The sequence below is a fragment of the Aestuariivita sp. genome, from assembly GCF_021404545.1.
GTDB lineage: Bacteria > Pseudomonadota > Alphaproteobacteria > Rhodobacterales > Rhodobacteraceae > Aestuariivita.
Map to the genome: position 1 here is coordinate 80,108 of NZ_JAAWWD010000038.1, position 26,039 is coordinate 106,146.

At 60.9% G+C, this 26,039-nt stretch carries 24 protein-coding genes, 1 tRNA gene and 1 pseudogene; 20 read left to right on the forward strand and 6 right to left on the reverse strand.

Annotated features, from left to right (window positions below; genetic code table 11):
• The first annotated feature begins 5 nt into the window (after positions 1 to 5).
• Positions 6 to 722, forward strand: coding sequence for a phosphate signaling complex protein PhoU (phoU, locus tag HEP69_RS12990; protein ID WP_290558966.1), 717 nt, complete (start codon positions 6 to 8; stop codon positions 720 to 722).
• The gene (gene phoB, locus HEP69_RS12995) at positions 722 to 1,411 is read left to right on the forward strand and encodes a phosphate regulon transcriptional regulator PhoB (protein WP_290558967.1); all 690 of its coding nucleotides are present in this window, start codon (positions 722 to 724) and stop codon (positions 1,409 to 1,411) included. The genes phoU and phoB overlap by 1 nt, the downstream gene beginning before the upstream one ends.
• 142 nt (positions 1,412 to 1,553) lie before the next feature.
• Here phoB and HEP69_RS13000 read toward each other — a convergent pair whose 3' ends face one another.
• A complete protein-coding gene (locus tag HEP69_RS13000) occupies positions 1,554 to 3,740 on the reverse strand; it encodes a methyl-accepting chemotaxis protein (RefSeq protein WP_290558968.1) in 2,187 nt (728 codons plus the stop codon).
• A 496-nt stretch (positions 3,741 to 4,236) separates the two neighbouring features.
• Between HEP69_RS13000 and HEP69_RS13005 the strand changes: the two are divergent.
• The 3 genes and pseudogenes from HEP69_RS13005 to HEP69_RS13015 all read left to right on the forward strand — a co-directional run.
• A pseudogene (locus HEP69_RS13005) lies at positions 4,237 to 4,575 on the forward strand (IS3 family transposase); the annotation flags it as partial.
• A gap of 362 nt (positions 4,576 to 4,937) precedes the next feature.
• Entirely contained in the window at positions 4,938 to 5,339 is a 402-nt protein-coding gene (locus HEP69_RS13010; protein ID WP_290558969.1) for an STAS/SEC14 domain-containing protein, read from the forward strand.
• A gap of 263 nt (positions 5,340 to 5,602) precedes the next feature.
• Positions 5,603 to 6,019 (forward strand): hypothetical protein, encoded by a 417-nt coding sequence (locus HEP69_RS13015; RefSeq protein WP_290558970.1) that lies wholly within the window; start codon positions 5,603 to 5,605, stop codon positions 6,017 to 6,019.
• Here the strand turns inward: HEP69_RS13015 and HEP69_RS13020 are convergent.
• From HEP69_RS13020 to tgt, 4 genes are all read right to left on the reverse strand, one after another.
• Positions 5,990 to 6,064 (reverse strand) — tRNA-Val (locus HEP69_RS13020). The genes HEP69_RS13015 and HEP69_RS13020 overlap by 30 nt on opposite strands.
• A gap of 128 nt (positions 6,065 to 6,192) precedes the next feature.
• Positions 6,193 to 6,675, reverse strand: coding sequence for an HU family DNA-binding protein (locus HEP69_RS13025; protein WP_290558971.1), 483 nt, complete (start codon positions 6,673 to 6,675; stop codon positions 6,193 to 6,195).
• 664 nt (positions 6,676 to 7,339) lie between these two features.
• Complete coding sequence (gene lon / locus HEP69_RS13030; protein ID WP_290558972.1) at positions 7,340 to 9,748, reverse strand: endopeptidase La; 2,409 nt, start codon at positions 9,746 to 9,748, stop codon at positions 7,340 to 7,342.
• A gap of 544 nt (positions 9,749 to 10,292) precedes the next feature.
• A complete protein-coding gene (gene tgt / locus HEP69_RS13035) occupies positions 10,293 to 11,423 on the reverse strand; it encodes a tRNA guanosine(34) transglycosylase Tgt (protein ID WP_290558973.1) in 1,131 nt (376 codons plus the stop codon).
• Positions 11,424 to 11,613: 190 nt separating this feature from the next.
• Between tgt and HEP69_RS13040 the strand changes: the two genes are divergently transcribed.
• The 9 genes from HEP69_RS13040 (at position 11,614) to HEP69_RS13080 (ending at position 19,516) form a co-directional block, all read left to right on the forward strand.
• The gene (locus HEP69_RS13040; protein WP_290558974.1) at positions 11,614 to 12,729 is read left to right on the forward strand and encodes a porin; all 1,116 of its coding nucleotides are present in this window, start codon (positions 11,614 to 11,616) and stop codon (positions 12,727 to 12,729) included.
• 195 nt (positions 12,730 to 12,924) lie between these two features.
• Positions 12,925 to 13,818, forward strand: a complete 894-nt coding sequence (locus tag HEP69_RS13045; protein ID WP_290558975.1) for an SPFH domain-containing protein — start codon at positions 12,925 to 12,927, stop codon at positions 13,816 to 13,818.
• Positions 13,815 to 14,090: a hypothetical protein gene (locus tag HEP69_RS13050; protein ID WP_290558976.1), complete on the forward strand. Its 276-nt coding sequence runs from the start codon at positions 13,815 to 13,817 to the stop codon at positions 14,088 to 14,090. The genes HEP69_RS13045 and HEP69_RS13050 overlap by 4 nt, the downstream gene beginning before the upstream one ends.
• Before the next feature lie 86 nt (positions 14,091 to 14,176).
• Positions 14,177 to 14,539, forward strand: coding sequence for an SUF system Fe-S cluster assembly protein (locus HEP69_RS13055; protein ID WP_290558977.1), 363 nt, complete (start codon positions 14,177 to 14,179; stop codon positions 14,537 to 14,539).
• Between the two features lie 313 nt (positions 14,540 to 14,852).
• Positions 14,853 to 16,070, forward strand: a complete 1,218-nt coding sequence (locus tag HEP69_RS13060; RefSeq protein ID WP_290558978.1) for a glycerophosphodiester phosphodiesterase family protein — start codon at positions 14,853 to 14,855, stop codon at positions 16,068 to 16,070.
• Between the two features lie 151 nt (positions 16,071 to 16,221).
• Positions 16,222 to 16,605, forward strand: a complete 384-nt coding sequence (locus tag HEP69_RS13065; protein ID WP_290558979.1) for an iron-sulfur cluster assembly accessory protein — start codon at positions 16,222 to 16,224, stop codon at positions 16,603 to 16,605.
• Positions 16,606 to 16,609: 4 nt separating this feature from the next.
• Positions 16,610 to 16,900, forward strand: coding sequence for a hypothetical protein (locus HEP69_RS13070; RefSeq protein ID WP_290558980.1), 291 nt, complete (start codon positions 16,610 to 16,612; stop codon positions 16,898 to 16,900).
• A 482-nt stretch (positions 16,901 to 17,382) separates the two neighbouring features.
• Positions 17,383 to 18,132 carry a triose-phosphate isomerase gene (gene tpiA, locus HEP69_RS13075; protein ID WP_290558981.1) on the forward strand — a complete coding sequence of 250 codons (750 nt, stop codon included), beginning with the start codon at positions 17,383 to 17,385 and terminating at the stop codon, positions 18,130 to 18,132.
• A gap of 202 nt (positions 18,133 to 18,334) precedes the next feature.
• Positions 18,335 to 19,516 carry a cytochrome P450 gene (locus tag HEP69_RS13080; RefSeq protein WP_290558982.1) on the forward strand — a complete coding sequence of 394 codons (1,182 nt, stop codon included), beginning with the start codon at positions 18,335 to 18,337 and terminating at the stop codon, positions 19,514 to 19,516.
• A 60-nt stretch (positions 19,517 to 19,576) separates the two neighbouring features.
• Here the strand turns inward: HEP69_RS13080 and HEP69_RS13085 are convergent, their stop codons facing one another.
• Positions 19,577 to 20,047 (reverse strand): Lrp/AsnC family transcriptional regulator, encoded by a 471-nt coding sequence (locus tag HEP69_RS13085; protein ID WP_290558983.1) that lies wholly within the window; start codon positions 20,045 to 20,047, stop codon positions 19,577 to 19,579.
• A gap of 143 nt (positions 20,048 to 20,190) precedes the next feature.
• Between HEP69_RS13085 and cysG the strand changes: the two genes are divergently transcribed.
• The 6 genes from cysG (at position 20,191) to HEP69_RS13115 (ending at position 25,692) form a co-directional block, all read left to right on the forward strand.
• Positions 20,191 to 21,618: a siroheme synthase CysG gene (gene cysG, locus HEP69_RS13090; protein WP_290558984.1), complete on the forward strand. Its 1,428-nt coding sequence runs from the start codon at positions 20,191 to 20,193 to the stop codon at positions 21,616 to 21,618.
• Positions 21,618 to 21,926: a DUF2849 domain-containing protein gene (locus HEP69_RS13095; protein WP_290558985.1), complete on the forward strand. Its 309-nt coding sequence runs from the start codon at positions 21,618 to 21,620 to the stop codon at positions 21,924 to 21,926. Before cysG ends, HEP69_RS13095 begins: the two co-directional genes overlap by 1 nt.
• Entirely contained in the window at positions 21,919 to 23,583 is a 1,665-nt protein-coding gene (locus tag HEP69_RS13100; RefSeq protein ID WP_290558986.1) for a nitrite/sulfite reductase, read from the forward strand. The genes HEP69_RS13095 and HEP69_RS13100 overlap by 8 nt, the downstream gene beginning before the upstream one ends.
• On the forward strand, positions 23,580 to 24,338 hold the full coding sequence (locus tag HEP69_RS13105; RefSeq protein ID WP_290558987.1) for a phosphoadenylyl-sulfate reductase: 759 nt from the start codon (positions 23,580 to 23,582) through the stop codon (positions 24,336 to 24,338). Before HEP69_RS13100 ends, HEP69_RS13105 begins: the two co-directional genes overlap by 4 nt.
• Before the next feature lie 2 nt (positions 24,339 to 24,340).
• Positions 24,341 to 24,745 (forward strand): DUF934 domain-containing protein, encoded by a 405-nt coding sequence (locus tag HEP69_RS13110; RefSeq protein ID WP_290558988.1) that lies wholly within the window; start codon positions 24,341 to 24,343, stop codon positions 24,743 to 24,745.
• A 98-nt stretch (positions 24,746 to 24,843) separates the two neighbouring features.
• Positions 24,844 to 25,692, forward strand: a complete 849-nt coding sequence (locus HEP69_RS13115) for a ferredoxin--NADP reductase (RefSeq protein ID WP_290558989.1) — start codon at positions 24,844 to 24,846, stop codon at positions 25,690 to 25,692.
• The last annotated feature ends 347 nt before the right edge of the window (positions 25,693 to 26,039 follow it).

The window sequence follows — 26,039 nt, forward strand, 5'->3', positions numbered from 1 at the left end:
ACATCATGGTTTCTGAACATATCGTAGCCTCTTTCGACCGCGATCTCGAAGGCATTCAGGCCAAGGTCATGCGCATGGGTGGACTGGTTGAAGTTGCCTTGCGCGACGCTGTCCAAGCGCTCGAAGAGGGAGATCTGGATGCCGCTGACAGGATCCGTCGTGACGATCAGGCCATTGACCGGCTCAATGAAGAAATCCGCTCCGAAACCGCACAGCTTTTGGCCTTGCGTGCGCCGACCGCGATCGACCTCCGCGTGGTCCTTTCGGTCATGGCAATCAGCGCCAGCCTTGAACGGATTGGCGATTACGCCAAGAACATCGCGAAACGCTCACATGTCGTCGCCGAGGGCGCCAGGATCAACGGCTCCATCGGGGCGCTCAAACGGATGTCGCATTTTGTGATCGCGATGATCTCGGATGCGCTTGATGCCTATATCCAGCATGACACGGCGCTGGCATCGGATGTGTTTGAGCGCGACCGCGAGGCGGATCAGATGTATAATACCCTTTTCCGGGCGCTTCTGACCCATATGATGGAAGATCACAGGAATATTACGGCGGGGATGCATCTGCATTTCATTGCCAAGAACATCGAACGCGCGGGCGATCATGCAACCACGATCGCAGAGCAGACGATCTATATGGTGACCGGTGAAACGCCCGATGACGACCGGCCCAAGGGCGACACGACGCCGATGCACGGAATGGAGGCTGGGGATTGATGGCGGTTGATCAACCGACAGTTCTGGTGGTCGAGGACGAGCTCGCGCAGCGCGAAGTGCTGTCCTATAACCTAGAAGCCGAAGGGTTTCGTGTGGTCAAGGCCGCCGATGGAGATGAAGCGCTCTTGCAGGTCGAGGAGCAGGTGCCGGATGTCATTGTCCTCGATTGGATGCTGCCGGGAGTGTCCGGGATCGAGGTGTGCCGCCGGATCAAGATGCGCTCGGAGTTACGCCGTATTCCGGTAATCATGCTGTCGGCGCGCTCCGAAGAGGTAGACCGCGTGCGTGGGTTGGAAACGGGCGCGGATGACTATGTCGTCAAACCCTATTCGGTGATCGAGTTGATGGCCCGCGTCCGGTCACAACTGCGGCGCGCGCGGCCATCCAGCGTTGGCGAACGCCTTGAGTTCGAGGATATCGTTTTGGACAGCGAAACACATCGGGTCACCCGCGGCGGCAACGATCTCAAGCTGGGACCAACCGAGTTTCGTCTGCTGAGTACCTTCATGGAAAAGCCCGGCCGGGTCTGGAGCCGGGAGCAATTGCTGGACCGGGTCTGGGGGCGTGACATCTATGTGGATACCCGCACGGTCGATGTACATATCGGGCGGCTCCGCAAGGCGCTTTGCCGAAACGGTGGGGACGACCCTCTGCGCACGGTGCGTGGTGCGGGGTACGCTCTGGGCTAATCAAGCCCGCCGATCAAGGGGTCAGGAGCGGGCATCGCGATCCGCCCATTTGACGATACAGACGGGGTCCTGGTGGACCCCGCCCATAGTTTCAGAGACCCGCAGAACCAGACCGGTCGCGGATCAACCCGCCTCTGCGCTCTCACCCGAATGCCTGGTTTGACGTCCCCGCCCAGGCATCGTCCAGCCGGGTTTCCGGGTCTCGGCTTGAGGCAAATGTCGCCCCCGCGCCACCAGTACGGAAGCCATCGGTGATCCGTGTCAGCTCTTCGGTATTTCGGCTCAGATCATGGCTGGCGGCCGTGGTTTCTTCGACCATAGCAGCGTTCTGCTGCGTCACGCTGTCAAGCTGGGAAACCGCAGCATTGATTTCTTTCAACCCGTCCGACTGATCGCGCGTTGCCGCGCTGATGGTTTCGACCAATTCGCTGATCTCGGTGACCATCCCGACGATCTTGCCCAGCGCATCGCCGGTCTGATCAGCCTTCACCACCCCTTCGTCGACTTGGGTGACGGATGTCTCGATCAGGTCCTTGATCTCCTTGGCCGCCTTACTGGCACGTTGCGCCAAAGCACGGACTTCGGAAGCCACAACGGCAAACCCTTGACCAGCGTCGCCCGCGCGGGCCGCTTCGACCCCGGCATTCAGTGCCAGGAGATTGGTCTGGAAGGCAATATCGTCGATCACGCCGATGATCTGTGACACCTCCGCCGAAGTGGTCTGGATTTTACGGATCGCCTCGACCGTGGAGGACACCACGACCAGGCTTCCTTCGGCTTCCTTTTGTGCCGTATTGACATAGCTGTTGGCCTTTTCGGCGCCACTCGCCGTGTCGGTCACGCTATCGGACAATTGCACGATGGTCGCCGCAGTTTCCTCCAAGGCCGCCGCCTGCCCTTCGGTACGCCGTGCCAACTCGTCGGCAGCCGATGACAGGTTTTCGGCACCGCCCTTGATGTTGTGGGTCTCTTGCATCACACCGGACATCGCCTGCTCCAGCTGCTGGATTGCCCCGTTGAAGTTCTGGCGCAATGGCTCAAACTCATCCGAAAACTTGCTATGCATGCGCACGGTCAGATCACCTGACGCCATGCCGGCCAGACCGTTGGAAAGTGCGCTTACAACCGCCTCGCGCTCCCGGCTTGCCTCTTGCTCCCGCTCTTCTTGTCGGCGCGCCTGATTACGGTTGTCCCGGAAGACGACCAACGCCCGAGCCAACCGACCGGTCTCATCCGTCCGATCTTGCCCCTCGATCAAGACGTCAAGGTTATCCTTGGCCAGCTGGTCGGTTGTATCGGCCAAGCTCGTGATCCGCCTGGTCAGAAAGTTCGACACCGCGAACGCGATCAGCGCAGCCAAGGCAGCCGATACAATGCCAGCGGCCCCCATGACCCAATGCGTCCTTTCAACCAGTTCAAGACCTTTGGGTCCGACAGCGGCAGAGGAGCTGATCAGATTGTCAAGCGCGGCTTCAACCTGATTCTGAATGGCCGCCCCGTCACGATCGAGAACGTCAAAAGCAATGCGATCACGTTCCTGCAGATCCGCCTGAACTTCTGGCTGGGTGTTGACGATAACCGACAGCATCGCAGACACATTTGCAGCCTCATCCAAAAGCGCGCGATCCGACAGGTTTCGATTCAAGATTTGCACATCGTCTTCAGCCCGGACCGCAAAGTCGATCGATTGAGCCATGTGCTCAACATCCCCCGATTGGATAAAGCGCGCTGCATAATAGAGCGACAGAAGGATCTCCTCTTTGACTTTAGAGGCATAGAATACGGCCTGTGTATTGCCCCCCTGCAAGGACCGCTGGCTGACCGTGTTGAGCGATTCCAGCATCTCGCGCCCAGCCGTCGTCATCTTGGAATAGCTTTCTTGCAACTTTTCGTTCTTGGCGACAAGCACGCGGAAGCTGTTCCCATATGTGCCGAGTACATCCAGGATATCGCGCTGAATGCGATTTGCATTGGGCAGCGTGGCCAAAAGCCCGAAGCCACGGTCCGGCGCTGTTTCATTGGCGACGTCCAGCACTTCTTCGATGTTGGAATCCACATCGGCAATGTGGGATCTATTGCCCGACGCACGATATTTCAGGGCGGCAATGCGCGCCTCGAACACATCCTCGAACACTTCATTCAAAACCTGCTTTTGTCGTGCGGCAAGCTGATTTTCCTTGAACGCCTCTTCAATCAGATCGGTGGCGTGGAATGCGCCAAAGGCCAAGAGAGCAATCAGGGCGGTGACAAGGCCAAATCCGCCGCGGATCAAGCCGGTCAGGGACAGCCGATTGACCAGCCCTGCATTTTCTGAAGTCGTTGTGTTCATCGCTGCGTTCCTTCAAACAATCCAATTCCGACATGCGGAATGAGGCGAGCTGCGCCATTAGGGGGTGTGTGGGTGTTAAACCGGGGAAGTTTTGAATCCGTAAACGGCGACCCACAGCCAATCGGTCTGTCCAACAACGCGGCATCGCACGCGGCTTTGCGTCGCCAAACGCGACTCGATCAAGCTGCTTGGACGGGCCAGGTCTTAAGGTGTTGATATGTATTTGGGTTCCGCCCTGGGGCGATGCAGCAGACGCCGCGTCACTGCCATCAGCAGGGTACCTTGTCGCAATCAACGATCCAGATTGGCCATGTCCTCGCAAGGATTTGACGGAGATACTGCCGACAACTTTATCAAAAAAGGGTCCGTCTGGAGGCGGAAGGCCGGTTCATGCTGCGGCGCGCGTCCGGCGCCGGATTGCGAAAACCCGTCCGATGGCCGAGATCTGCATGGCAGAGCATCGCCTGTTCGTCGCCAGGGTTCTTGGAACCAAAGGCGGCAAAAACGCAAGCAACCGGTCTTGATCCACACGGATCAAGGATCCCAATGTACCAGTGGACACTGCGCGGCGTTCTTACGGGCCCCTAAGATAGAGTGTTCCATGTGCAGGGGCGGCACGTGCCATGACAACACGGTTGCGGAAGGCTTCTTCAATCCGCTCAAACGTGACCGTATTCGCCGTCGCATCTCCAAAACCCATGAACAGGCCAGACAGGACATCTTCGACCACATCGAACTATTCGATAACCCGAAACACAAACGTGACAGGACCGGGATTTTGTTGCCCGACGAGCTCGAAAACACACAGCGCGACACGAACCAAGAAGGTATTTAGGAAACGAGCGGCAATTCACGGCTTTGTCGGCATAGTCGTCGAAGCTCTCGAAGCAGAGCCCGGCTGCTGGCAGATCATAGGGATGCGCATTTTTTTCTGACCCGGCTGCTTGAAACACTCGGGTTCCGGGACTGACTTGTTCAGGACATGATCCGGATTGCACACAGCTAAGGCAGCCTCGGACCGCATCGCAAGCCGGGTCCTGCCTGATGCGCCGATGTTCGACCGACCGCGCCTGACCTTGGGGTGTGGACCAGTTCGGCATGATACTGCCCACGCCCGCGGGCGCGGCAGACATGGTGGAACTGCACCCGGGTCTTGCGGGTTTGGCTTCAGAACTGTGCAAATCGAAGGAGGATAAAATGACCCTGTTTCACTCAGGCCCCATTCAGCAAATCGAGACAAGCGCGCCCAACCTGTACGCGTTTCGCATCAATGGCCGCATCGACGACGACGCCTCCGAAGATCTGGCGAAATTCATGAACGATGTGTTTGACCGGCACCCAGAAAAGGTCGACATGCTGCTGGATTTGACGGGTTTCACCGGCAGTGACTGGGACAGCCTGTTTGACGGCGACGTGATCAGGTCCCGGTTCCGCGCGCTGAGCGAAGTGCGGCGCTATGCGGTGATTGGCGCCCCGGAGAAGGCGCAGAAAATGATCGGTGTCTTTAACACGTTCATCTCGGTGGAAGGCAAGGCGTTTGGCGCGTCAGAAGCCTCAGACGCTTGGGCCTATGTCGGCGAAGCTCACCAAGCTACTTGAGGCCTGAAAACGCGCCAAGCTTGCGGTGCGTTGGCAGACAGCGTTCGTCATCAAGCAGGCGGAAGACGGCCCGTCGGTCGCGGAAATCTGACGGAAGGCTATAGCTTTTCGAGTTTAACTTGAGGCATCTAACATCATTTTTCGCGTTCGACCGAAGGGAGAGGCAGCGACAAAGGGGGGCAAGTTTTATTCGAAATGCTTTACGACAAGCTCGGCAGTCTTCTTCAACCGGCAAAGAAGGTAAGCCGGGCTCAGCCGCCGCAGTGTCGGGCCAGCTCAATCATGTCGGCCACGAGCGGCTCTTCGTCTTCTCGGCCTTTCGCATCATGTCCACCAGCCCTCAAACCACTATCCGCCGCTATGAGGGCAAGCTGGTTACGCCGGAGAAAGACACGGCGCTCATGCTGGAAAACCTGGCCAAACAGGCCCGGTCGAGGGGCGGGTTCGGGCAAACAACCAGACCTCGCGCTGCAATGCCCCGCAAGTTTTCGGAAGCCACAGGAGAATGGCGGCACCGCGGCCCGCAGATCTGTGCTGAAACCGGCCTCTGCGGCCACAGCAAAGACCTGCTGGAATCAGGGCGCAAGAATTCCGGAAATATCGTTTTTTTTCAACGCATTACAGCGGATTTTGGAGAATGGTGTTTGTTATGGTGGGTGATAAGAGATTCGAACTCCTGACATCTTCGATGTGAACGAAGCGCTCTACCACTGAGCTAATCACCCATACAGTGCGATCGGTATTTAGCCGCCTGTTCCCGCATTCGCAAGGGGTTTGCAGCACGAATTGAAACGGATTGGTATCAAGCATCCAGGGCCAGCCGCTGGGCTGCGGGTTCCTGTGAAGCAGGCTGCTATTGCGCGGCCCTGACCGCTCCGCCGGTGCCCTTGACCGAAACCGGGCGCGGTTGACGGATACGGCAGACCATAACGGTACCGTTGGCCTTTTCCTCTTGGCGCTGCACCTTGAGTTTGCCCATGGGGCGCAAGTTCAACTCACGCCCATCGGCCAACGCCTCTCCCAGCACCGAGAGGATCGCCTCGACTGCGGGCTTGACGTCTTTCTTTTTTAACCCAGACCGTTCGACTGCCAGATCGATCAGTTCTTTTTTGCGCAAGTCAGGTTGGCCGACCACCGCCTCTTTGACCTGAACCAGCGTCGGGGCCACCTTGGCCGCCGCGGGCGCCTTGCCACGGGTCGTCGTGGCCTTGGCCGCAGAACTCTGGCGCGTGCTGGGTCCCTTGGCGGCGGTTTTTTTGGCCCGGGTTTTAGCCGGGGTTTTGGCCGGGGCACTGCGGGGCGGTTTGGTGCGGGGGGTGCGCGACTTTGTACTCATGACTGCTCACTTCGTTATTGTTGTTGAGAAAGCTTAGCCCGTGACAAGGCGCAAATCCATTGTCTTTGGCCATATGTCGGGCCAACCGGCCATTTGTTGCGCTGTTTGACCTCGCCCAATATGGCTCCCGATGGATCGCAACTCCATGATCTGAGGACATGGCGGCCGGTTCTTGGGGTCTGAGAAATGACGCGGCTATCCTGGCGGCCATATTGGTCAGTGGCCCAAGGACAGCGCGCCTTATGCCCGAAACCGCAATCATACCCGAACATGAACGGGGATGAAGGTCGCACCACACTGCCCCCGCAAGGGGCAACCGCTTGGGGTCCGTTCCGGTGGTCCTCATGTTCGGTCTGATCGCCGTCAAACGCGCGCGCGAATGTGACAGCGACACCGTCTATGGGGCGCCATCTGGCTGAGCCTTCGACGGATCACAGGGGCCGAGGGCCATACCAGACCTGTTCAGTGACGCCCCCAGACCGGTCGAGCGGGCTTGTGGCTTTCGGCAAGCTGGTTTGGGCATCTGCCGACCCCGCACCAGGCGCGGCCCCGGCAATGGCTGCCACGGGCGGGTCCGATCCACAGCCCAATCGGGCGATGCCCCCCGAAAAAAGGCCGCCCCCTGTTCGGGAACGGCCTTTCCTGTCTCCAGCAGACAGTGGGATCAGTGCGCTGTGGCGCCGGTCCCGCTACCTGCCCCCTTGGCTGCGGCAGCAGCGGCGGCTTCCTCGGCGGCCTCGTCCCATTCGATCGCGTCGGGCACCGCCAAGAGCGCAAGCTTGAGCACTTCTGAGACGTGGCTGACCGGAATGATATCCAGACCCGCTTTGACGTTGTCGGGGATCTCGGGCAGATCCTTTTCATTCTCTTGCGGAATAAGAACGGTCTTGATGCCCCCTCTCAGCGCCGCCAACAGCTTCTCCTTGAGGCCCCCGATAGGCATGGCATTGCCGCGCAGGCTGACCTCGCCCGTCATGGCGATGTCCTTGCGCACCGGAATACCGGTCAGCACCGACACAATAGAGGTCACCATTGCCAGACCGGCCGACGGCCCGTCCTTGGGTGTGGCCCCGTCCGGCACATGGACGTGGATGTCCCACCTTTCAAACTGCGGCGGCTTCACCCCGATCTTGGGGCTGATCGACCGGACATAGCTTGAGGCGGCGTCAATGCTCTCTTTCATCACGTCGCCCAGTTTGCCGGTGGTCTTCATCCGCCCTTTGCCCGGCAGACGCAGCGCTTCGATGCTCAAAAGCTCGCCCCCGACCGAGGTATAGGCAAGCCCGGTCACGACACCGACCTGATCCTCTTTCTCGGCAAGGCCAAAGCGATACTTAGCCACGCCAAGAAATTCGTCCAGATTTTCGGGTGTCACCACGACTTCCTCAACCTCTTTGCGGATGATCTTGGTCAGCGCTTTACGGGCCACCTTGGCGATTTCACGTTCCAGGTTCCGCACCCCCGCCTCGCGGGTATAGGTGCGAATGATGGTCGTCAGGGCCTCATCCGTCAGCTCGAACTCACCCTGTCTCAGACCGTGGTTCTTGACCTGCTTGTCGATCAAGTGCTGCCGGGCGATCTCGCGCTTTTCATCCTCGGTGTAACCGGCAAGGGGAATGATCTCCATCCGGTCCAGGAGGGGGCCGGGCATGTTGTACGAGTTCGAGGTGGTCAGGAACATCACGTTCGAGAGGTCATATTCGACCTCCATATAGTGATCCACGAAGGTGCTGTTTTGTTCGGGATCAAGCACCTCCAGCATGGCCGACGCGGGATCGCCCCGGAAATCCTGGCCCATCTTGTCGATCTCATCCAACAGGATCAGCGGGTTCGTGGTCTTGGCCTTTTTCAGAGCCTGGATGATCTTGCCCGGCATCGAGCCGATATAGGTCCTGCGATGTCCGCGGATCTCGCTCTCGTCGCGCACACCACCAAGGCTGATGCGAATGAACTCGCGCCCGGTGGCTCTGGCAACGGATTTACCCAGCGAGGTCTTACCCACGCCCGGAGGGCCCACAAGGCACAGGATCGGGCCTTTGAGCTTTTTGGACCGCTGCTGCACCGCGAGGTATTCCACGATCCGTTCCTTGACCTTTTCCAGGCCATAGTGATCGTCGTCGAGGATCTTCTCGGCGCGGCCAAGGTCCTTTTTGACACGCGATTTGACACCCCACGGGATCGACAGCATCCAGTCGAGGTAGTTGCGCACGACCGTGGCCTCGGCCGACATCGGGCTCATATTCTTGAGCTTTTTCAGCTCACCTTCGGCCTTTTCTCGGGCCTCTTTGCTGAGCTTGGTCTTGGCGATGCGCTCTTCAAGCTCAGCGATTTCGCCTTCGCCATCCTCGCCATCGCCCAGCTCTTTCTGAATGGCCTTCATCTGTTCATTCAGATAATATTCGCGCTGGGTCTTCTCCATCTGCGTCTTGACGCGGGTCTTGATCTTTTTCTCGACCTGCAAAACGCTCATCTCGCCCTGCATCAGGCCATAGATCTTTTCCAGCCGTTCGGAGACAGACAGCGTTTCCAGCAGTTCCTGTTTCTGATGCACCTCGATGCCCAGATGGCCCGCGACCAGATCCGCCAGCTTGGCAGGTTCGGTGGTCTCACCCACGGCCGAAAGCGCCTCTTCGGGGATGTTCTTGCGCACCTTTGCATAGCGCTCGAACTCGGTGCCGACGGTGCGCACCAGAGCCTCGGTGGTGGTCAGGTCTCCGGGGATCTCCGTGAGATACTCGGCACGCGCCTCGAAAAAGAGGTCATTGTCGAGAAATTCTGTGATCGACACACGCGCCTGGCCCTCTACCAGCACCTTCACGGTGCCATCGGGCAGTTTCAGCAATTGCAGCACATTGGCCAGCACACCGGCCCGGTAGATCCCATCGGTATCGGGATCGTCCATGCCTGGATCCACCTGGCTGGACAGCAGGATCTGCTTGTCGTCGGCCATCACCTCTTCGAGGGCACGGACCGATTTTTCCCGACCCACGAAGAGCGGCACGATCATGTGAGGAAACACCACGATATCGCGCAGCGGCAGCACCGGGTACGAGGAATTGAGGGGGTCTTGCATGCTCTATCCTTATCATTGGCAAGACAGCGCCGTCCCTCTCTGAGGCGACATCGGCTGTCTCCTTTATGGAGTGATAACTTGTGGCTCCGACCGACCGGTTTCAAGCCGAAATGTAAACAGACAATGCCTGTGCGCCGACACAGGTGCAATCGGCCAATCACGGTAAAGACGCGTTTGGGGATCAAAACTTCGTTGAATGGCCGCGTTTGAAGGGAATTCGCGCAGGCCGGACCGTCTGGACACCGGGAAGGTGCAGCCGCAGGGACCCGCGCACATTCCAGAAGTCGACCCGGATTCTGGTTAGGTTTTGACACAAAATCCGAGCGCTTGCAGTCAAACCGGGCGCCAGAAACTGCGTCAGTTTCTGGCCAGAATGTGTGTCACATTCTGCGCCCCGGTCAGGTTAGCGCAACGGCCACCAGTATCGCCGCACACCCCCAACACATGGTAAACACCGCGAAATGCATTTCGTTCTCCCCAGATGACCAGGACCATCTTAGGATCCCGCACCCCTCCGGGATACTCCGGTATTCCTTACCCAAAGCTAAAGCGGGTCGATATCGCCCTGCAAACGGGTGCTGTGGAACTCGGATTGCCAGGCCGCGAACCGCCCCTGCCCGATTGCCGCGCGCATGCCTGCCATGATCTGCTGATAATAATGCAGGTTATGCCAGGTCAGCAGCATCGAACTGATGATCTCCTGACTGCGAAACACATGGTGCAGATAGGCGCGCGAATAGTTGCGGCAGGCCGGGCATTCGCATTCCTCATCCAGCGGGCGCGGATCGTCCTGATGGCGCGCGTTCTTGATGTTGAGCACCCCATAGCGTGTAAACACCTGCCCGGTCCGGCCCGAGCGCGACGGCAAGACGCAATCCATCATGTCGATCCCGCGCGCCACAGCGCCTACGATATCATCCGGCTTGCCGACCCCCATCAGATAGCGCGGCTTGTCCACGGGCAGTTGATCCGCGGCAAAGTCCAGACACCCAAACATCGCCTCCTGCCCCTCCCCCACGGCCAGACCGCCCACGGCATAACCTTCGAACCCGATCTCGGTCAAAGCCTGGGCGCTCTGGGCGCGCAAATCCTCCTCCAGCCCGCCTTGCTGGATACCGAAAAGCGCATGGCCCGGGCGGTTGCCGAAGGCTTCGCGCGACCGGGCCGCCCAACGCATCGACAGGCGCATGCTTTGGGCAATCCGATCCCGATCCGCAGGCAGAGCGGGACATTCGTCAAAACACATCACGATATCCGACCCCAACAGGCGCTGGATCTCCATCGAGCGTTCTGGCGTCAACGCATGTTTGGAGCCGTCGATATGGGATTTGAAAGTCACCCCCTCTTCGGTCAGCTTGCGCAAGCCCGCCAGGCTCATCACCTGAAAACCGCCCGAATCCGTCAGGATCGGGCCGGACCAGTTCATGAACCTGTGCAGCCCGCCCAAGCGATCGATCCGCTCGGCTGTGGGCCGCAGCATCAGATGGTAGGTGTTGCCCAAAAGGATATCGGCACCCGTCGCGGCCACGCTTTCCGGCATCATTGCCTTGACGGTCGCCGCCGTCCCGACGGGCATGAAAGCCGGGGTGCGAATCCGGCCCCGTGGAGTGGAGATCACGCCGCTGCGCGCCCGGCCGTCGCCCGCGTTCACCTGAAATGCAAATGGCCCGCTCATGATACCGCCCCCTTACGCTGCGTCCCGGGCCTTGTGGTTCAAATCCGACGCCTTGCCAAGCCCGTCCGCCAAAGGTTAAACAACGGCGAGGTTTCATAACCTCTTACAAAATCTTCATAAAACCTTAGGATCCGTGTCCCAAAAACCTGATAGTTTTTTGGTGATACATGTCATCGGAGAGACTGCTTCCATGCCCTCGAAAACCACGCCCCGTGTCCTCGCAGCATCGCTATTGACCGCGATGGGCACCGCCGCTGTTGCCGGCCCGGTCTATGAGACCGGATCCGGCGGTACATTCACCTATTACGGCCAGTTCAACCCGTCGGTCCTGTCCTTTGACGACGGCACCACGACAACGGATGACGTGGCCGACAACGCCGCATCCGGCAGCCGGGTCGGATTCCTGATCACCCAGCCTTTCGGCGGGAACGAGCTGCGGTTCCGCTTTGAGACCGCGCTTGGGTTCCGGGGCACCGATGGCATCAGCCAGACCAGCACGCCAAAGGGTGTCGACTGGGACCGCACGCGCTTGCGCCATGTCGATGTCCAGTTCCAGACCGCCAGCTACGGCACGTTCTATTTCGGTCAGGGCAGCATGGCGTCGGACGGAATCGGCGACCGATCGCTGGCAGGCACCGGGCTTGCCACATCCGTGTCCATCGGTGATACGGCCGGGTCATTCGAGTTCCGCACCACAAGCGGGGCCCTGTCAGGCATCGAAATCGGCGATGCATTCGCCAATTTCGACGGCAGCCGCCGCGGTCGGATCCGGTACGACACGCCTGAGTTCAGCGGATTCACATTCAGTATCGCCTATGGCCAGGACATCCTGAGCGAGGGCAACGATGACGATTTTTACGACATCGGCCTCGGCTACGAGAATGAATTCGCCAATGGCATCGAAATGGAAGCGGGCCTGGGTTATCAGGTGCGCGAACGCGACGGCGCGCAAGACCGCGAAGACACATTTGCCTCGATCTCGTTCTTGTTGCCGTCCGGCGTCAACGCGACATTCGCCGCGGGTGATCGCAACACCTCGGGAAACTATTCCTATATCAAGCTGGGCTATACCTTCGACGTGCTGGCTGTCGGCTCCACTGCGGTCTCGGTCGACTTCTATTCCGGGTCTGACAATGTCACAAACGGGGACGAGGCCGAGGCCTGGGGCTTGGCCATCGTTCAGGATTTCGACACTGCGAATGTCGAGGCGTATTTCGGCTATCGCAACTATTCCTATTCCGACACCACTGCCACATCCTATGAGGATGCGGATGGGATGATCTTGGGCGCCCGTTGGCGCTTCTGATGGCCTGACGCGATTGCCTAAACCGGCGCGGCCCGTCACGGAGATGGGCCGCGCTTTTTTGTGCCGAATGCCAAACGGTACGCGGATGATTGTGCTTGGCTTTCACAGCGGCTTGAAACCGCGCAATGTATTGCACCGGGTGCTATACTGCCCCAGCTATTGTGCACGCAATCGTTTGCAAAAACAGGATCACAGATGACCGAAACCCAGATTTTTGACCTGCTCGCCGCCAATCTGCCCTTTATTCTGGCCGCCATCCTGCTTGTCGCGATTGTCTTCGCGGGGCTCAAGATCGTCTCGCAATCCGACAAGTTCGTTGTCGAACGGTTTGGCCGATTGCATTCCGTACTGGGGCCCGGCATCAACCTGATCGTGCCGTTTCTGGATCGCGTGGCGCACCGCATTTCGATCCTCGAACGTCAGTTGCCGAATGCCAGCCAGGATGCGATCACCAAGGATAACGTGCTGGTGCAGGTCGAAACATCCGTGTTCTACCGCATCACCGAACCGGAAAAGACAGTCTATCGGATCCGCGATGTGGACGCCGCGATTGCCACCACCGTCGCCGGGATCGTCCGCGCCGAGATCGGGAAGATGGACCTTGACGATGTGCAGGCCAACCGCTCGCAGCTGATCACAACCATCAAAAGCTCGGTCGAGTATGCCGTGGACGCCTGGGGAATCGAGGTGACGCGCGCGGAAATCCTGGACGTGAACCTCGACAAAGCCACGCGCGAGGCGATGCTACAGCAGCTCAATGCAGAGCGCGCGCGGCGTGCCCAGGTCACGGAGGCCGAAGGCCAGAAACGATCCGTGGAACTGGCCGCGGACGCCGAGCTTTATGCGGCCGAACAGGCCGCCAAGGCGCGCCGCGTCCAGGCGGATGCCGAAGCCTATGCCACACAGGTTGTGGCCGGGGCGATCGCGGATAACGGGCTGGAGGCCGCGCAATATCAGGTTGCCCTCAAGCAGGTCGAGGCCCTCAATGCCCTGGGCGCGGGCGCGGGCAAACAAACCATAATCCTGCCCGCGGCAGCGCTTGAGGCCTTCTCCGACGCCTTCCGGCAACTCAAAGGGGGAGATAAATGATGTTGTGGGTGTCGGTCTGGTGGGTTTGGCTGGCCGCCGCCCTCATTCTCGCAATCGCCGAGGTCGTGGTGCCAGGATTTCTGTTCCTGGGCTTTGCCTTGGGCGCGTTCGCGGTGTCGATGTTGCTGCTCAACACCGGGCTCACACTGTCACTGCCGGTCTTGCTGTTTTTGTTCGCGGGCCTGTCGCTGGTCGCGTGGATCGTGCTGAGGATGCTGTTCAAGGTCCCGCGCGGGCAGGTCAAGCATTTCGACCACGACATCAACGACTGATCTTTCAGGCACCGCCAACCGGACGCGCCCTTTACGCAACAGCGTCCTTTCCCTATATATTTTCTCAGGAACGTGACGAGGCCCAAATGAACCAGCCCATGGAACCGCTTGAAGGGGCGCCGCTGATTGCGCCGTCCTCTACGGATCATCCGCTTTATGATCAGATCGTCGAGGCGTGCCGCTCGGTCTATGACCCGGAAATTCCCGTCAATATCTACGAGCTGGGCCTGGTCTACACCATCGACATCTCGGCCGAGAACGAAGTGCGCATCATCATGACGCTTACAGCACCCGGATGCCCCGTTGCCGGTGAGATGCCCGGCTGGATCGCCGATGCGATCGAACCGATTGCCGGTGTCAAACAGGTCGATGTGGAGCTGACATGGGAACCGCCCTGGGGCATGGATATGATGTCGGATGAGGCACGGCTTGAGCTGGGCTTTATGTAAGGTCTGACAGAACGCAACAGGTTGACCCGCCGTCCTCTGATCAGGGCGGCGTTTCTGTTGGCAAGGACGCTGTACGTCACAGGAGGCGTTTTTTGCGGGCATGCGGTCCGCTCCGGCAAATGTTAGGATCCGTGCTTTGGCCTGGGGACGACAGCCATGGTGCGGGCAACCTGGCCTCTGGGTCGCCAGAACCGGCCACGGTTATCCACACCCCATCACACAGCTTTAACAAAACCATCACGCAGACATCATCCATCTGTCGCATTGCGCGCTCATCACAGCGGTACATCGAAATCTGACTGGAGTTACCCTGATGCGTGTTGTCCCCGTCTGTGCGCTTGCATTGCTCGCACCCGTGCTGGCCGCCACCCAGGCCATGGCAAATGGCCCTGCGATTGATTATGGTCCGCGCCCGGCCTTTCTGATCGATCAACTGCCCGACGGAGAGCTGAAGACCAAATTGCAAAGCTGCGAAGGTCAGACGCCGATGAAGACCGATTTCTCCATCGGTCACAGGGGCGCCCCTTTGTTGTTCCCCGAGCATACGGTCGAATCGAACCGGGCCGCCGCACGTATGGGGGCAGGCATACTGGAATGCGACGTCACCTTCACTCAGGATCTCGAACTGGTGTGCCGTCACGCACAAAACGACCTGCACACCACAACGAATATCCTGCTGACCGATCTGGCCGACACCTGTGTCACCCCCTTCACCGCCGCAAGTGGTGACACGCCCGCCGGGGCCGAGTGCCGGACCTCCGAAATCACGCTCGAGCAGTTCCGCACGCTCACGCCCAAGATGGACAGCGCCGACCGCACCGCCACCACAGCCGAAGCGTACCAGGGAGGCATCGCCGACTGGCGCACCAACCTCTTTACCGATGGGGCCACGCTGATGACCCATGCGGAATCGATCGCGCTCTTCGCGTCTTTGGGTGCGAAATTCACGCCCGAGCTGAAGACACCCTCGGTCGAGATGCCGTTCAACGGCTTCAGCCAAGAGGACTACGCGCAAAAGCTGGTCGACGAGTTCAAGGCCGCGGGCGTGCCCGCCTCGGATGTCTGGCTGCAAAGCTTCAACCTGGAAGACGTCCAATACTGGATCGAGGCCGAGCCGGAGTTCGGTGCCCAGGCCGTCTATCTGGTCGATCACTACAACTTGGATGGCTTTGACCCGCAGGACGCAACCACCTGGCCGATGCCGCTGAGCGATTATGCCGAGATGGGCATCAACTACATCGCGCCCCCGACCTGGGTTCTGGTGGCCACCGAAAACGGCGAGATTGTCCCCTCGACCTGGGCAAACCAAGCCAATGACGCCGGGCTGAACATCATCACCTGGACACTGGAACGCTCGGGCCAGTTGACCGACGGCGGTGGCTGGTATTTCCAAACCATCGCGGACGTGACCACCAATGGCGGCGCCTATTACCAGCTGCTGGATGTGCTGGCGCAGGATGTCGGTGTCGAGGGCGTGTTCTCCGACTGGCCCGCGACTGTCACCTATTACGCGAACTGCTTGGGCCTCTGACATCCCCTCTGCCGTCCCCCCGGCTGTGCAGGCCCTGCCCCTCCGCCCGGTCCCATGTGGTCCGGGCGGTTTTTTGTGATGCGACGTGACACCTTACCCCCTTGAGGCATGCGGTACAGAGACCTAGATTAGCGACAAAGGAGATCCGCTTATGTTCGGCATTCCAGGCAAACAGGCTGTCACATTGACCGACCGCGCAATTGCGCAGATCGTCAGACTGATGGAAAAAGAAGGCCATTCCGGCCTACGGATCGGCGTCAAGAAAGGCGGCTGTGCGGGCATGGAATACACCATGGATTACGTGGCCGAGCAGGACCCGAATGACGAATTGGTCGAGGTTGACGGCGCCCGTGTGATGATCGCGCCCATGGCGCAAATGTTTCTCTTCGGGACCGAGATCGATTACGAGGTCAGCCTGCTGGAATCGGGTTTCAAGTTCAACAATCCCAATGTTGAAGATGCCTGCGGCTGCGGTGAATCGATCAAGTTCAAGGATGTCGACGAACTGACGGAAGAGCGCGCCGATCACGGCTGAGGCCATGATCCTGACGGCGATCACTCTGTTGGTGCTTGTCGCCCTGTCGTTGGCGGCCGATAGCCGCTTTCGCGCTTATGATCTCTTGCCGATGCAATTTGGCCCGACCGGCGGGGTCGGATGGTCGGCACCGCGTGCCCTTGCGCTCAGCTTCATGCCGGTCTTGAGCGCGCTGATGATGATCCCGGCTGTATTTTTGACGGATGACCCGAGTGTCATACCGATCATGGCCATCGGGTGCCTGGTCGGACATCTTCTGCACCTGGGTCTGATTGCGCGCCACCTGCGCCGCTGACCACGATCCGGTGCGGCATGACCTTGATCCATCCACCACACCAGAGCGCCAGCGTTTCAACGAAACTGATCCCGAAAAACACCCCGCGCGGCGGCCACGGGCGCCCGGGCATCCCCGTATCCCGGCCTCGTCGGCCCAGACGACCCCTCAGCCGCAGTCGGGGACGGGCAGCCATCATCCCGCTGCGCCGCACTCCCGAAATTCCGCGCGCCAGCCACTTTAGGCCCGGTGAGGTAATCCCCTCTCCGCGACAGCGCGATGGCCATGTCGCGTGCGGCAAAGAAAGCCGCCTCCGCCTCGCTTAATGCACTCAAGACGGCACGCGGACCCTCTGTCGCCACGCAGGCTCTCCGGCATCGCGCTGTTGCATGAAGCGGAGGCTCAGTTTCCGCATCTGCTCCGTCCCGCTCTCCCGGATCGCCGATTGTCTCGGCCTCAGGCCGATGCTACGACAAGCCTCAATCATCGAACAGGGGACAGCGATGCGACGCAGACTGGCGGCCGGAAACTGGAAAATGCACGGCGGGACCACGTCCCTGACCGAGATCCATGCGCTCACCCGCGCCCACCCCGCTCCGGCCGTCGATATCCTGATCTGCCCGCCCGCCACACTGATCGAACAAGCCGCACGCACCGCCTCGGGCAGCGCCGTCGCAATAGGGGGTCAGGACTGTCACCCCGCCCCCTCAGGCGCCCATACCGGCGACATCTCCGCGCCGATGCTAAAGGAGGCGGGCGCAACCCATGTTATCTTGGGCCATTCCGAACGCCGCACCGATCACGGCGAGCATGACACCGATGTGCGCAAAAAGGCCCATGCCGCGCAGACAACAGGGCTCGTCGCGATCATCTGCCTGGGCGAAAGTCTGGCCCAACGCGAAGAGGGCTCCACCCTCGGCGTGATCTCTGCCCAGATGACCGGGTCCATCCCCGACAACCCGACGGCGGGCAAACTCGTGATCGCCTATGAACCGATCTGGGCGATCGGCACAGGTCTGACCCCCACGCCCGCGCAAATCGGTGAGGTGCACGGCCACATGCGCGCCGCGCTCACCGCGCGTTTCGGCGCGGAGCTGGCTCAGGGCGTCCCGCTGCTTTATGGCGGGTCGGTCAAACCGGGCAACGCGGCCGAGATCTTCCGTGTCGCCGATGTCGACGGCGCGCTTGTCGGCGGCGCGTCTCTCACCGCCGAAGATTTCTCCCCCATCATCAGTGCCCTAGAAGCGTCCTGATCTTCTTCTCGCTGCAAATACGCCCCACAACGCCTGCCCTGGGGCGCGGCTTTCCAACTCCAGGACAATACCGTGACCGCACCAAAGACACCGCCCCGATCATGTCCCTGAAAACCCGCGATTGACCACGCCCGCGCAAAACGGTCAGAGCAGAACCTGCCAGGCCTTGCACTTGCCCTGATCCCTGCCCCACGGTGCGCTCATGCAACGCCTGTCCCAATCTCCCACCGATCCCGCGTTCGTTCAGGATCCCTATGCCTTTTACACTCGCGCCCGCGCGGCGGGCGAACTGATCTGGTGGCAGGATTACGCCATGCCTGCGGCACCGACACATAGGGCCGTCCACGCCATTTTGCGGGACAAACGGTTTGGCCGCGAATGTCCGTCCGAGCTATGCGCCCCCGTGCCGGACCATCTGGCACCCTTTTGGGCGATCGAGCAACATTCCATGCTCGATGCCGAACCGCCGCGCCACACCCGCCTGCGCGGCCAGGTTCTGCGGGCCTTCACCTCGCGCCGGATTGCAGCACTGGCGCCCGAGATCGCGGCGCTTTGCGATCAGTTGATCGACCGCTTCCCCGCAGGTCCGTTCGATCTGCTGCCCGCCTATTGCACAGATATTCCCGTCATCATCATCGCGCGGTTGCTGGGCGTGCCCGACACCGACGCACCGCAATTGCTCGGATGGTCCCATGCAATGGTCGCGATCTATCAGGCGGGCCGCGACCGCACGATCGAAGAGGCCGCCGCAAGCGCCGCCAAGGAGTTCGCCGACTACCTTAAGCACCACATCGCCCTCAAACGCCGCAGCCCCGGGCATGATCTGCTGTCAACCCTGGTCCAGGCCACCGATGCCGACGCGCAGCTGTCCGAAGACGAACTGATCGGAACCGCCATCCTGCTCCTGAACGCGGGGCACGAGGCGACGGTTCATGCGCTCGGCAACGCCGTCCGCTGCCTGCTGTCACACAACGTGCCGCAGGACCTTCTCGACCCCGAGCGGATCGCCACCACAGTCGAGGAACTCTTGCGCCTCGATCCGCCGCTCCACCTCTTCACGCGATACGCCTATGAACCGCTGACCCTCTTCGGGCACGGCTTCGCCCGCGGCGACCAGGTGGCGCTGCTTCTGGCCTCCGCCAACCGCGATCCGATCATTTGGCCTGACCCGGATCGCTTCCTGGCGGACAGGCCCTCCAAAACCCATCACAGCTTTGGCGGCGGTCTGCATTTTTGCGTTGGCGCCCCGCTGGCCAGACGTGAGATGCAGATTGCCCTGCCCCGTCTGTTTCAGCGCTGCCCCAAGCTGCAACTGGCCGGGCCTGCGACCTATGCCGATACCTATCACTTCCATGGCCTGAAGGCCCTCATGGTCCAAACCTAGCGCAATCGCGGCGCGCCGGTCTTCCGTGATCTTAGACATGCGCGGTAGCGCGCCTTTGGATCACCGGCCCTGCAAAGGCAGCATGGTGGTGGATTTGATCTCCTCCATCGACAAAAGCGCCGTCACATTATAGATCCGCACCTCCGAGATCAGCGCCTGATAGAACACGTCATAAGCGCGTGCATTCTTCACCCGCACCTTCAGGATATAGTCGATTTCTCCGGCCAGCCGATGCGCCTCCTGCACTTCGGGCCGCGCGCGCAGCGCTTCCAGAAACCGGTTCTGCCAATCCGCCTCATGCTCGGAGGTGCGGATCAGGACAAAGAAACACGCCTCGAACCCCAGCGCCTCGGCATCCAGCACCACGGTGTGCTGCCCGATCACACCGCCCTCGCGCAGCTTGCGAATCCGGTTCCACACGGGCGTCTTGGACGAGCCCACCGCGCGGGCGATCTCATCGAGAGACTGGCTCGCGTCCCGTTGCAGTTCGGCCAGGATGTTCCGGTCCATCTCATCTATGCGCACCGACATTCGCGATTCCTTCAATTCATGGGCATTCCGTCCTACGACATCATCTACTTAGAACAAACGTCCTTATTTTTGCAATGGGATGGCGTACTTTCGGAAAAATTTCCTATATTTCACATCAGAAAGCACCGAACCGGCAGGATCCCATGCAGCATTTTCCGATCTTCCTCACCGTCGCGGGCCGCCGCATCGTGCTGTCGGGCGGCGGCGATGCCGCCCGTGCCAAGCTTCGGCTGCTGTTCAAGACCGAGGCACATCTGACCGTGTTCGCGGCACGCCCGGATCCGCAGATCGAAACCTGGGCAGTCGAAAACCGCCTCACTCTGATCCGCCGACCGATGGAGGCGGGCGACGCGCTTTGTGCGGTGCTCTTTTATGCGGCCGACGAGGATCCCGCCGAGGATGCCCGCACCACAGCCCTTGCGCGCGCCGACGGTGCGCTCACCAACATTGTCGACAACCTGCACGACAGCCAGTTCATCACCCCCGCCATCGTCGACCGCGATCCGGTGACCATCGCCATCGGTACCGAAGGGGCGGCCCCCGTGCTCGCCCGTGCCATCAAGGCCGATCTGGAGGAAAAGCTGCCCACCGCCCTGGGCACCCTGGCGCGCATCGGCAAAACCTTTCGCAAGGCCGCCGACGCGCTGCCCTTCGGCCGCCCCCGGCGCGATTTCTGGCGCGCGTATTACTTCAACGCAGGCCCCAAGGCGATCCAGACCGGGGTCGAGGCCGTTCAACCCGCCCTTGACGCCCTGCTTGATACCCATCTGACAAAACCGCAACGCGCGGGCCATGTGGCCTTTGTCGGCGCGGGTCCGGGCGATCCCGAGCTTCTCACGCTCAAGGCGCGGCGCGCGCTCGATGAGGCCGATGTGGTCATCCATGATCGGCTGATCACGCCCCAGATCCTCGAACTGGCCCGGCGCGAGGCCATCCTGATCGACGCGGGCAAGGAGGGGTTCGGCCCTTCCATGAGCCAGGCCGAGATCAACGCGCGGATCGTCGAGCATGCCCGGACCGGCGCCCAGGTCGTGCGCCTCAAGGGCGGCGACGCCACCCTGTTCGGACGGCTCGATGAAGAGATCGACGCGGTGACCGAAGCCGGGATCGGCTGGCATATCGTTCCGGGCATCACCGCCGCCTCCGCCGCGGTGGCCTCCATCGGTCAGTCGCTGACCAAGCGCGGGCGCAACGCGTCGGTGCGCTTTCTGACCGGGCATGACATGAAGGGCTTTGCCGATCACGATTGGAAGACGCTCGCCCAGCCGGGCCAGATCGCCGCGATCTATATGGGCAAAAAGGCCGCCCGATTTATCCAGGGGCGCCTCTTGATGCATGGTGCAGCCGCCGACACGCCCGTGAGCGTGATCGAAAACGCCTCGCGCCCCGACCAACGGATGCTGGACACCACGCTGGCCCGGCTCCCCGCCGATCTCGCACAGGCCGGTCTGACCGGCCCCGCGCTCACCTTCTATGGCCTCGCCCCCCGCGCCACTGCGGCCGAACTGGACGCTGTGCCGCCGTCTTATCTGCAAACACCCGCCACCGATCTGCAACAGGAGGCTCTGTAATGCCGCGCGCCTTTACCCCCAAAGTCGTCACCGCCAACCACCTGCTGGAGGGCGATGTGATCTACCTGACCGCCCAGGACGGCTGGACCCGCGATCTGGCACAGGCCGAGGTTCTCACCGACGAGGCCGACGCCCAGCTTCGTCTGCTTTTTGCCGAGCAACAGCCCACCACGGTGGTCGGCGCTTATCTGGCCGATGTGACACCAGGTACAACAGGCCCCGAGCCTGCACATTTCCGCGAAGACTTCCGCCGCAAAGGTCCCTCCAATTACGCCCACGGCAAACAAGAGGCAGAGCGCCATGTATAATTACACCGAGTTCGACAAGAGCTTTCTGGCGGAACGCAACGCCCAGTTCCGCGCCCAGGTCGAGCGCCGCATCGCGGGCGCGCTGACCGAGGATGAGTTCAAGCCGCTGCGCCTGATGAACGGGCTCTATCTGCAACTGCACGCCTATATGCTGCGGGTGGCGATCCCCTACGGCACGCTCAATTCGGCACAGATGCGCCAACTGGCGCTGCTGGCCGAAAAATGGGACAAAGGCTATGGGCATTTCACCACGCGCCAGAACATCCAGTATAACTGGCCCAAGCTGCGCGACGTGCCCGATATGCTGGACGCGCTGGCCGAGGTCGGGCTGCATGCGATCCAGACCTCCGGAAATACGATCCGCAACGTCACTGCGGATCATTTCGCCGGTGCCGCCGCCGACGAGATCGCCGATCCACGCCCTTATGCCGAGTTGATCCGGCAATGGTCCACCGATCACCCGGAGTTCCAGTTTCTGGGCCGCAAGTTCAAGATCGCCGTCACCGGCGCAAGCGAAGACCGTGCAGTGATCAAAGCGCATGATATCGGCCTGCAACTCGTTCGGCAAAACGAGCAGACCGGGTTCCGCGTGCTGGTGGGAGGCGGTCTGGGCCGCACGCCCATGATCGGCAAGGTGGTCCGCGATTTCCTGCCCGAGGCGGACCTGCTGCCTTATCTCGAAGCGATCCTGAGCGTCTACAACCTGCTGGGACGCCGCGACAACAAGTATAAGGCGCGCATCAAGATCACCGTCCATGAAAACGGGATCGAGACGATCCGCGCCCTGACCGAAGAGCGTTTTGCGCGCATCCGTCCCAGCTTCTCGGGCGTTGATCAGGATCTGTTGCCGGGTATCGCCGCCCAGTTCGCAACACCGTCGTTCAAATCTGCTGACACCGCCGGGTTCACAGCCGCATATGCCGCCGATCCGGTGTTTCAAAGCTGGGTCGACACCAATACTGCACCCCACAAGGCGGAGGACTATGCCATCGTGTCGATCTCGCTCAAGGCGCATGGCGCCACGCCGGGCGATGCCACGGCCCAGCAGATGCGCGTGATGGCCGATCTGGCACACCGCTATGCCCATGATGAGCTGCGCATCAGCCATGAGCAGAACGTGATCCTGCCCCATGTGCACACATCCGATCTGGCGGCGATCCACGCCGCCTTGCGCGATCACGGGCTCGCCACCGCAAATATCGGCCTGATCTCGGACATTATCGCCTGCCCGGGCATGGACTACTGTGCGCTGGCCACCGCCCGCTCGATCCCCATCGCGCAGGAGATCGCCACACGGTTCGAAGAGCTTCAGATCGAACACGATATCGGCCAGCTCAAAATCAAGATCTCGGGCTGCATCAATGCCTGCGGCCACCACCATGTGGGCCATATCGGGATCCTGGGCCTGGACCGGGCCGGGGTGGAGAATTATCAGATCACCCTGGGCGGCGACGCCACCGAAACCGCGTCTATCGGCGAGCGCGCAGGCCCCGGGTTTTCCGCGGATGAGATCATCCCGGCCATCGAACGGCTGGTCTATGCCTATCTCGATCTGCGCGAAAACCCGGAAGAAACCTTCCTGCAGGCCTATCGCCGCCTGGGTCTGGACCCCTTCAAATCCGCGCTCTACCCCGCAGCAGCGGTCGCGGCCGAATGACCGCCGTTCCGCGTCCTCCCACCAATGCCCTGCCGGTCGGCCAACCCGCCGACCACAGGGAGAAGGTGCGCGCGCTCAACAGCCGCTACCGCCACCACAGCGCCACGGATGTGCTGCGCGGCGCGCTCGACGATCTGGGCAGGACGGCTCTGGTATCGTCGTTCGGTGCGGAATCAGTTGTGCTTTTGCATATGGTGGCGATCACCGACAAACACCTGCCGGTGCTCTTTATCGATACCGAGATGCTGTTTACCGAAACGCTCGTCTATCAGCAGGAGCTGACCGAACGGCTGGGCCTGACCAATGTCCAGATCGTTCGCGCGAACGACAGTGCGCACCATGACCCAGATGGCACCTTGCACCAGCGCGATACCGATGCCTGTTGCGCGTTGCGCAAGACCCGGCCCCTGCATGGCGCGCTTGCGCCATACGGTGCCTGGATCACGGGGCGCAAACGCTTCCAATCCGGAACCCGGGCGCAGCTCGACTTCTTTGAGGTGGAGGACGCCACCGATCGGATCAAGATCAACCCTTTGGCCCATTGGACGCCCGAAGACGTGCGCAACTATATGGATGAAAACCGCCTGCCCCGGCACCCGCTTGTGGCCCAAGGCTATCCCTCGATCGGCTGCGCACCCTGCACCTCGCCGGTTCGTGACGGCGAAGATGCACGCGCGGGCCGTTGGCGCAATGACACAAAGGACGAATGCGGCATCCATTTCGTGGATGGTCGGCTCGTCCGCATAGGAGCATAAAGATGACCGTCATCGTCACCGACCAGGGTTTTCAACCCGACGACTGGACCCAAGGCTACACCCCTCTGTACGAGGCCGCAAATGACGTACCCGCCCTCGACATCCCCTCACAAGCAGATCCCGATACCGTTCCGCTGTCGCCCGGCCTTGCGATGATCCGGGTTGATTTCCCCAGCTTTGCCGATGGGCGCGGGTTCACAATCGCCCGCCAGCTCAGGCTGCGCGGATACCGGGGCCGGCTGCGCGCATCGGGGCACGTGATCTCGGACCAGTATGCGATGGCCCGGCGCGCGGGCTTTGACGAAGTCGAGATATCCGACGACCTTGCCGCCCGCCAGCCCGAGGCCGACTGGCGTGCCCGCGCCAGTTGGCAGGCACATGACTACCAGGCCCGGCTGCGCGGGTGATCGCAATCGACGGCGGGCAATCCACCTAAAGCGCTTTTCTTGATCCAGATCACAGCCTAAAGAAGGAAGGCGCGTGTAAGCGTGCCCTGACAGAAACGATGACCGAGCCTCAAACCGTGACCGAAGCCAAACCCGTCAAGCTGCCCACGCTGCCTGATGCGCAGATCGTCACGGACGTGACGCATTGGACCGACCGTCTGTTTTCCTTCCGCGTCACGCGGCCTGCCTCGCTCAGGTTCCGCTCGGGGGAGTTCGTGATGATCGGCCTGATGGGCGATCCCGATCCCAAGACCGGCAAGCAAAAGCCGCTGCTGCGCGCCTATTCGATTGCCTCGCCCAGTTGGGGTGAGGAACTGGAGTTCTATTCGATCAAGGTACAGGACGGCCCGCTGACGTCGAAACTCCAGCATATCCAGCCCGGAGACGAGATCATCCTGCGCCCCAAACCGGTGGGCACGCTGGTGCATGACGCGCTGCTGCCGGGCAAACGCATCTGGTTTTTTGCAACCGGCACCGGGTTTGCGCCCTTTGCGTCGCTCCTGCGCGACCCGCAGACCTATGAGGACTATGACGAGGTCATCATCACCCATACCTGCCGCGAAGCAGGAGAGCTGGAATACGGCCGCCGCCTGATCGAGGATCTGAAATCCGACGAGATGATGATCGAGCTTTTGGGCGCCGACAATCTCGCCAAGATCCGCTATTACCCGACCACCACCCGCGAGACGAGTGCAAAAATGGGCCGGATCACGGATCTGATCCGCTCGGGCGAGGTTTATGCCGATCTTGGTGTCGAGCCGATCCATCCCGAATCCGACCGCGCGATGATCTGCGGCAATCTGGCGTTCAATCTGGAACTCAAGGCCATGCTGGAGGAGTATGGGCTCGAAGAGGGCGCCAATTCCAACCCCCGGCATTACGTTGTCGAAAAGGCGTTTCTCGACTGACGCGATGGTCTGAGCGGGCGGCGGGACAAGTCCCGCCCTACTGTCTGGCCCGTAGGGCGGGACTTGTCCCGCCGCCCCTGCAATACAGACCGGGTTGACAGTGAAGGTTCTGCATGCGGCACCCAGCAGTCTTGCTCATACGTGCCCCTCGATCCAACCACGATTGCCGCAGAGCATCTCCACTCCTCTGCCCGGATGGCATCCCATGCGACCGGAGGCGACGCCATTGACGGAGCGCGTGCCGGACCATGTGCCATCCCACTGCGCGCAGGTCAGGTCTACCCCGCCCCGGTTTGATCGCCCGCCCAGGGGCCCCTTCTGCCCTTTTTACCATCCCCCAGCCCACC

Coding starts and splice junctions, on each gene's coding strand:
- phoU (WP_290558966.1), top strand. CDS start 6: ATGGTTTCTGAACATATCGTAGCCTCTTTCGACCGCGATCTCGAAGGC.
- phoB (WP_290558967.1), top strand. CDS start 722: ATGGCGGTTGATCAACCGACAGTTCTGGTGGTCGAGGACGAGCTCGCG.
- HEP69_RS13000 (WP_290558968.1), bottom strand. CDS start 3,740: ATGAACACAACGACTTCAGAAAATGCAGGGCTGGTCAATCGGCTGTCC.
- HEP69_RS13010 (WP_290558969.1), top strand. CDS start 4,938: ATGACCCTGTTTCACTCAGGCCCCATTCAGCAAATCGAGACAAGCGCG.
- HEP69_RS13025 (WP_290558971.1), bottom strand. CDS start 6,675: ATGAGTACAAAGTCGCGCACCCCCCGCACCAAACCGCCCCGCAGTGCC.
- lon (WP_290558972.1), bottom strand. CDS start 9,748: ATGCAAGACCCCCTCAATTCCTCGTACCCGGTGCTGCCGCTGCGCGAT.
- tgt (WP_290558973.1), bottom strand. CDS start 11,423: ATGAGCGGGCCATTTGCATTTCAGGTGAACGCGGGCGACGGCCGGGCG.
- HEP69_RS13040 (WP_290558974.1), top strand. CDS start 11,614: ATGCCCTCGAAAACCACGCCCCGTGTCCTCGCAGCATCGCTATTGACC.
- HEP69_RS13045 (WP_290558975.1), top strand. CDS start 12,925: ATGACCGAAACCCAGATTTTTGACCTGCTCGCCGCCAATCTGCCCTTT.
- HEP69_RS13050 (WP_290558976.1), top strand. CDS start 13,815: ATGATGTTGTGGGTGTCGGTCTGGTGGGTTTGGCTGGCCGCCGCCCTC.
- HEP69_RS13055 (WP_290558977.1), top strand. CDS start 14,177: ATGAACCAGCCCATGGAACCGCTTGAAGGGGCGCCGCTGATTGCGCCG.
- HEP69_RS13060 (WP_290558978.1), top strand. CDS start 14,853: ATGCGTGTTGTCCCCGTCTGTGCGCTTGCATTGCTCGCACCCGTGCTG.
- HEP69_RS13065 (WP_290558979.1), top strand. CDS start 16,222: ATGTTCGGCATTCCAGGCAAACAGGCTGTCACATTGACCGACCGCGCA.
- HEP69_RS13070 (WP_290558980.1), top strand. CDS start 16,610: ATGATCCTGACGGCGATCACTCTGTTGGTGCTTGTCGCCCTGTCGTTG.
- tpiA (WP_290558981.1), top strand. CDS start 17,383: ATGCGACGCAGACTGGCGGCCGGAAACTGGAAAATGCACGGCGGGACC.
- HEP69_RS13080 (WP_290558982.1), top strand. CDS start 18,335: ATGCAACGCCTGTCCCAATCTCCCACCGATCCCGCGTTCGTTCAGGAT.
- HEP69_RS13085 (WP_290558983.1), bottom strand. CDS start 20,047: ATGTCGGTGCGCATAGATGAGATGGACCGGAACATCCTGGCCGAACTG.
- cysG (WP_290558984.1), top strand. CDS start 20,191: ATGCAGCATTTTCCGATCTTCCTCACCGTCGCGGGCCGCCGCATCGTG.
- HEP69_RS13095 (WP_290558985.1), top strand. CDS start 21,618: ATGCCGCGCGCCTTTACCCCCAAAGTCGTCACCGCCAACCACCTGCTG.
- HEP69_RS13100 (WP_290558986.1), top strand. CDS start 21,919: ATGTATAATTACACCGAGTTCGACAAGAGCTTTCTGGCGGAACGCAAC.
- HEP69_RS13105 (WP_290558987.1), top strand. CDS start 23,580: ATGACCGCCGTTCCGCGTCCTCCCACCAATGCCCTGCCGGTCGGCCAA.
- HEP69_RS13110 (WP_290558988.1), top strand. CDS start 24,341: ATGACCGTCATCGTCACCGACCAGGGTTTTCAACCCGACGACTGGACC.
- HEP69_RS13115 (WP_290558989.1), top strand. CDS start 24,844: ATGACCGAGCCTCAAACCGTGACCGAAGCCAAACCCGTCAAGCTGCCC.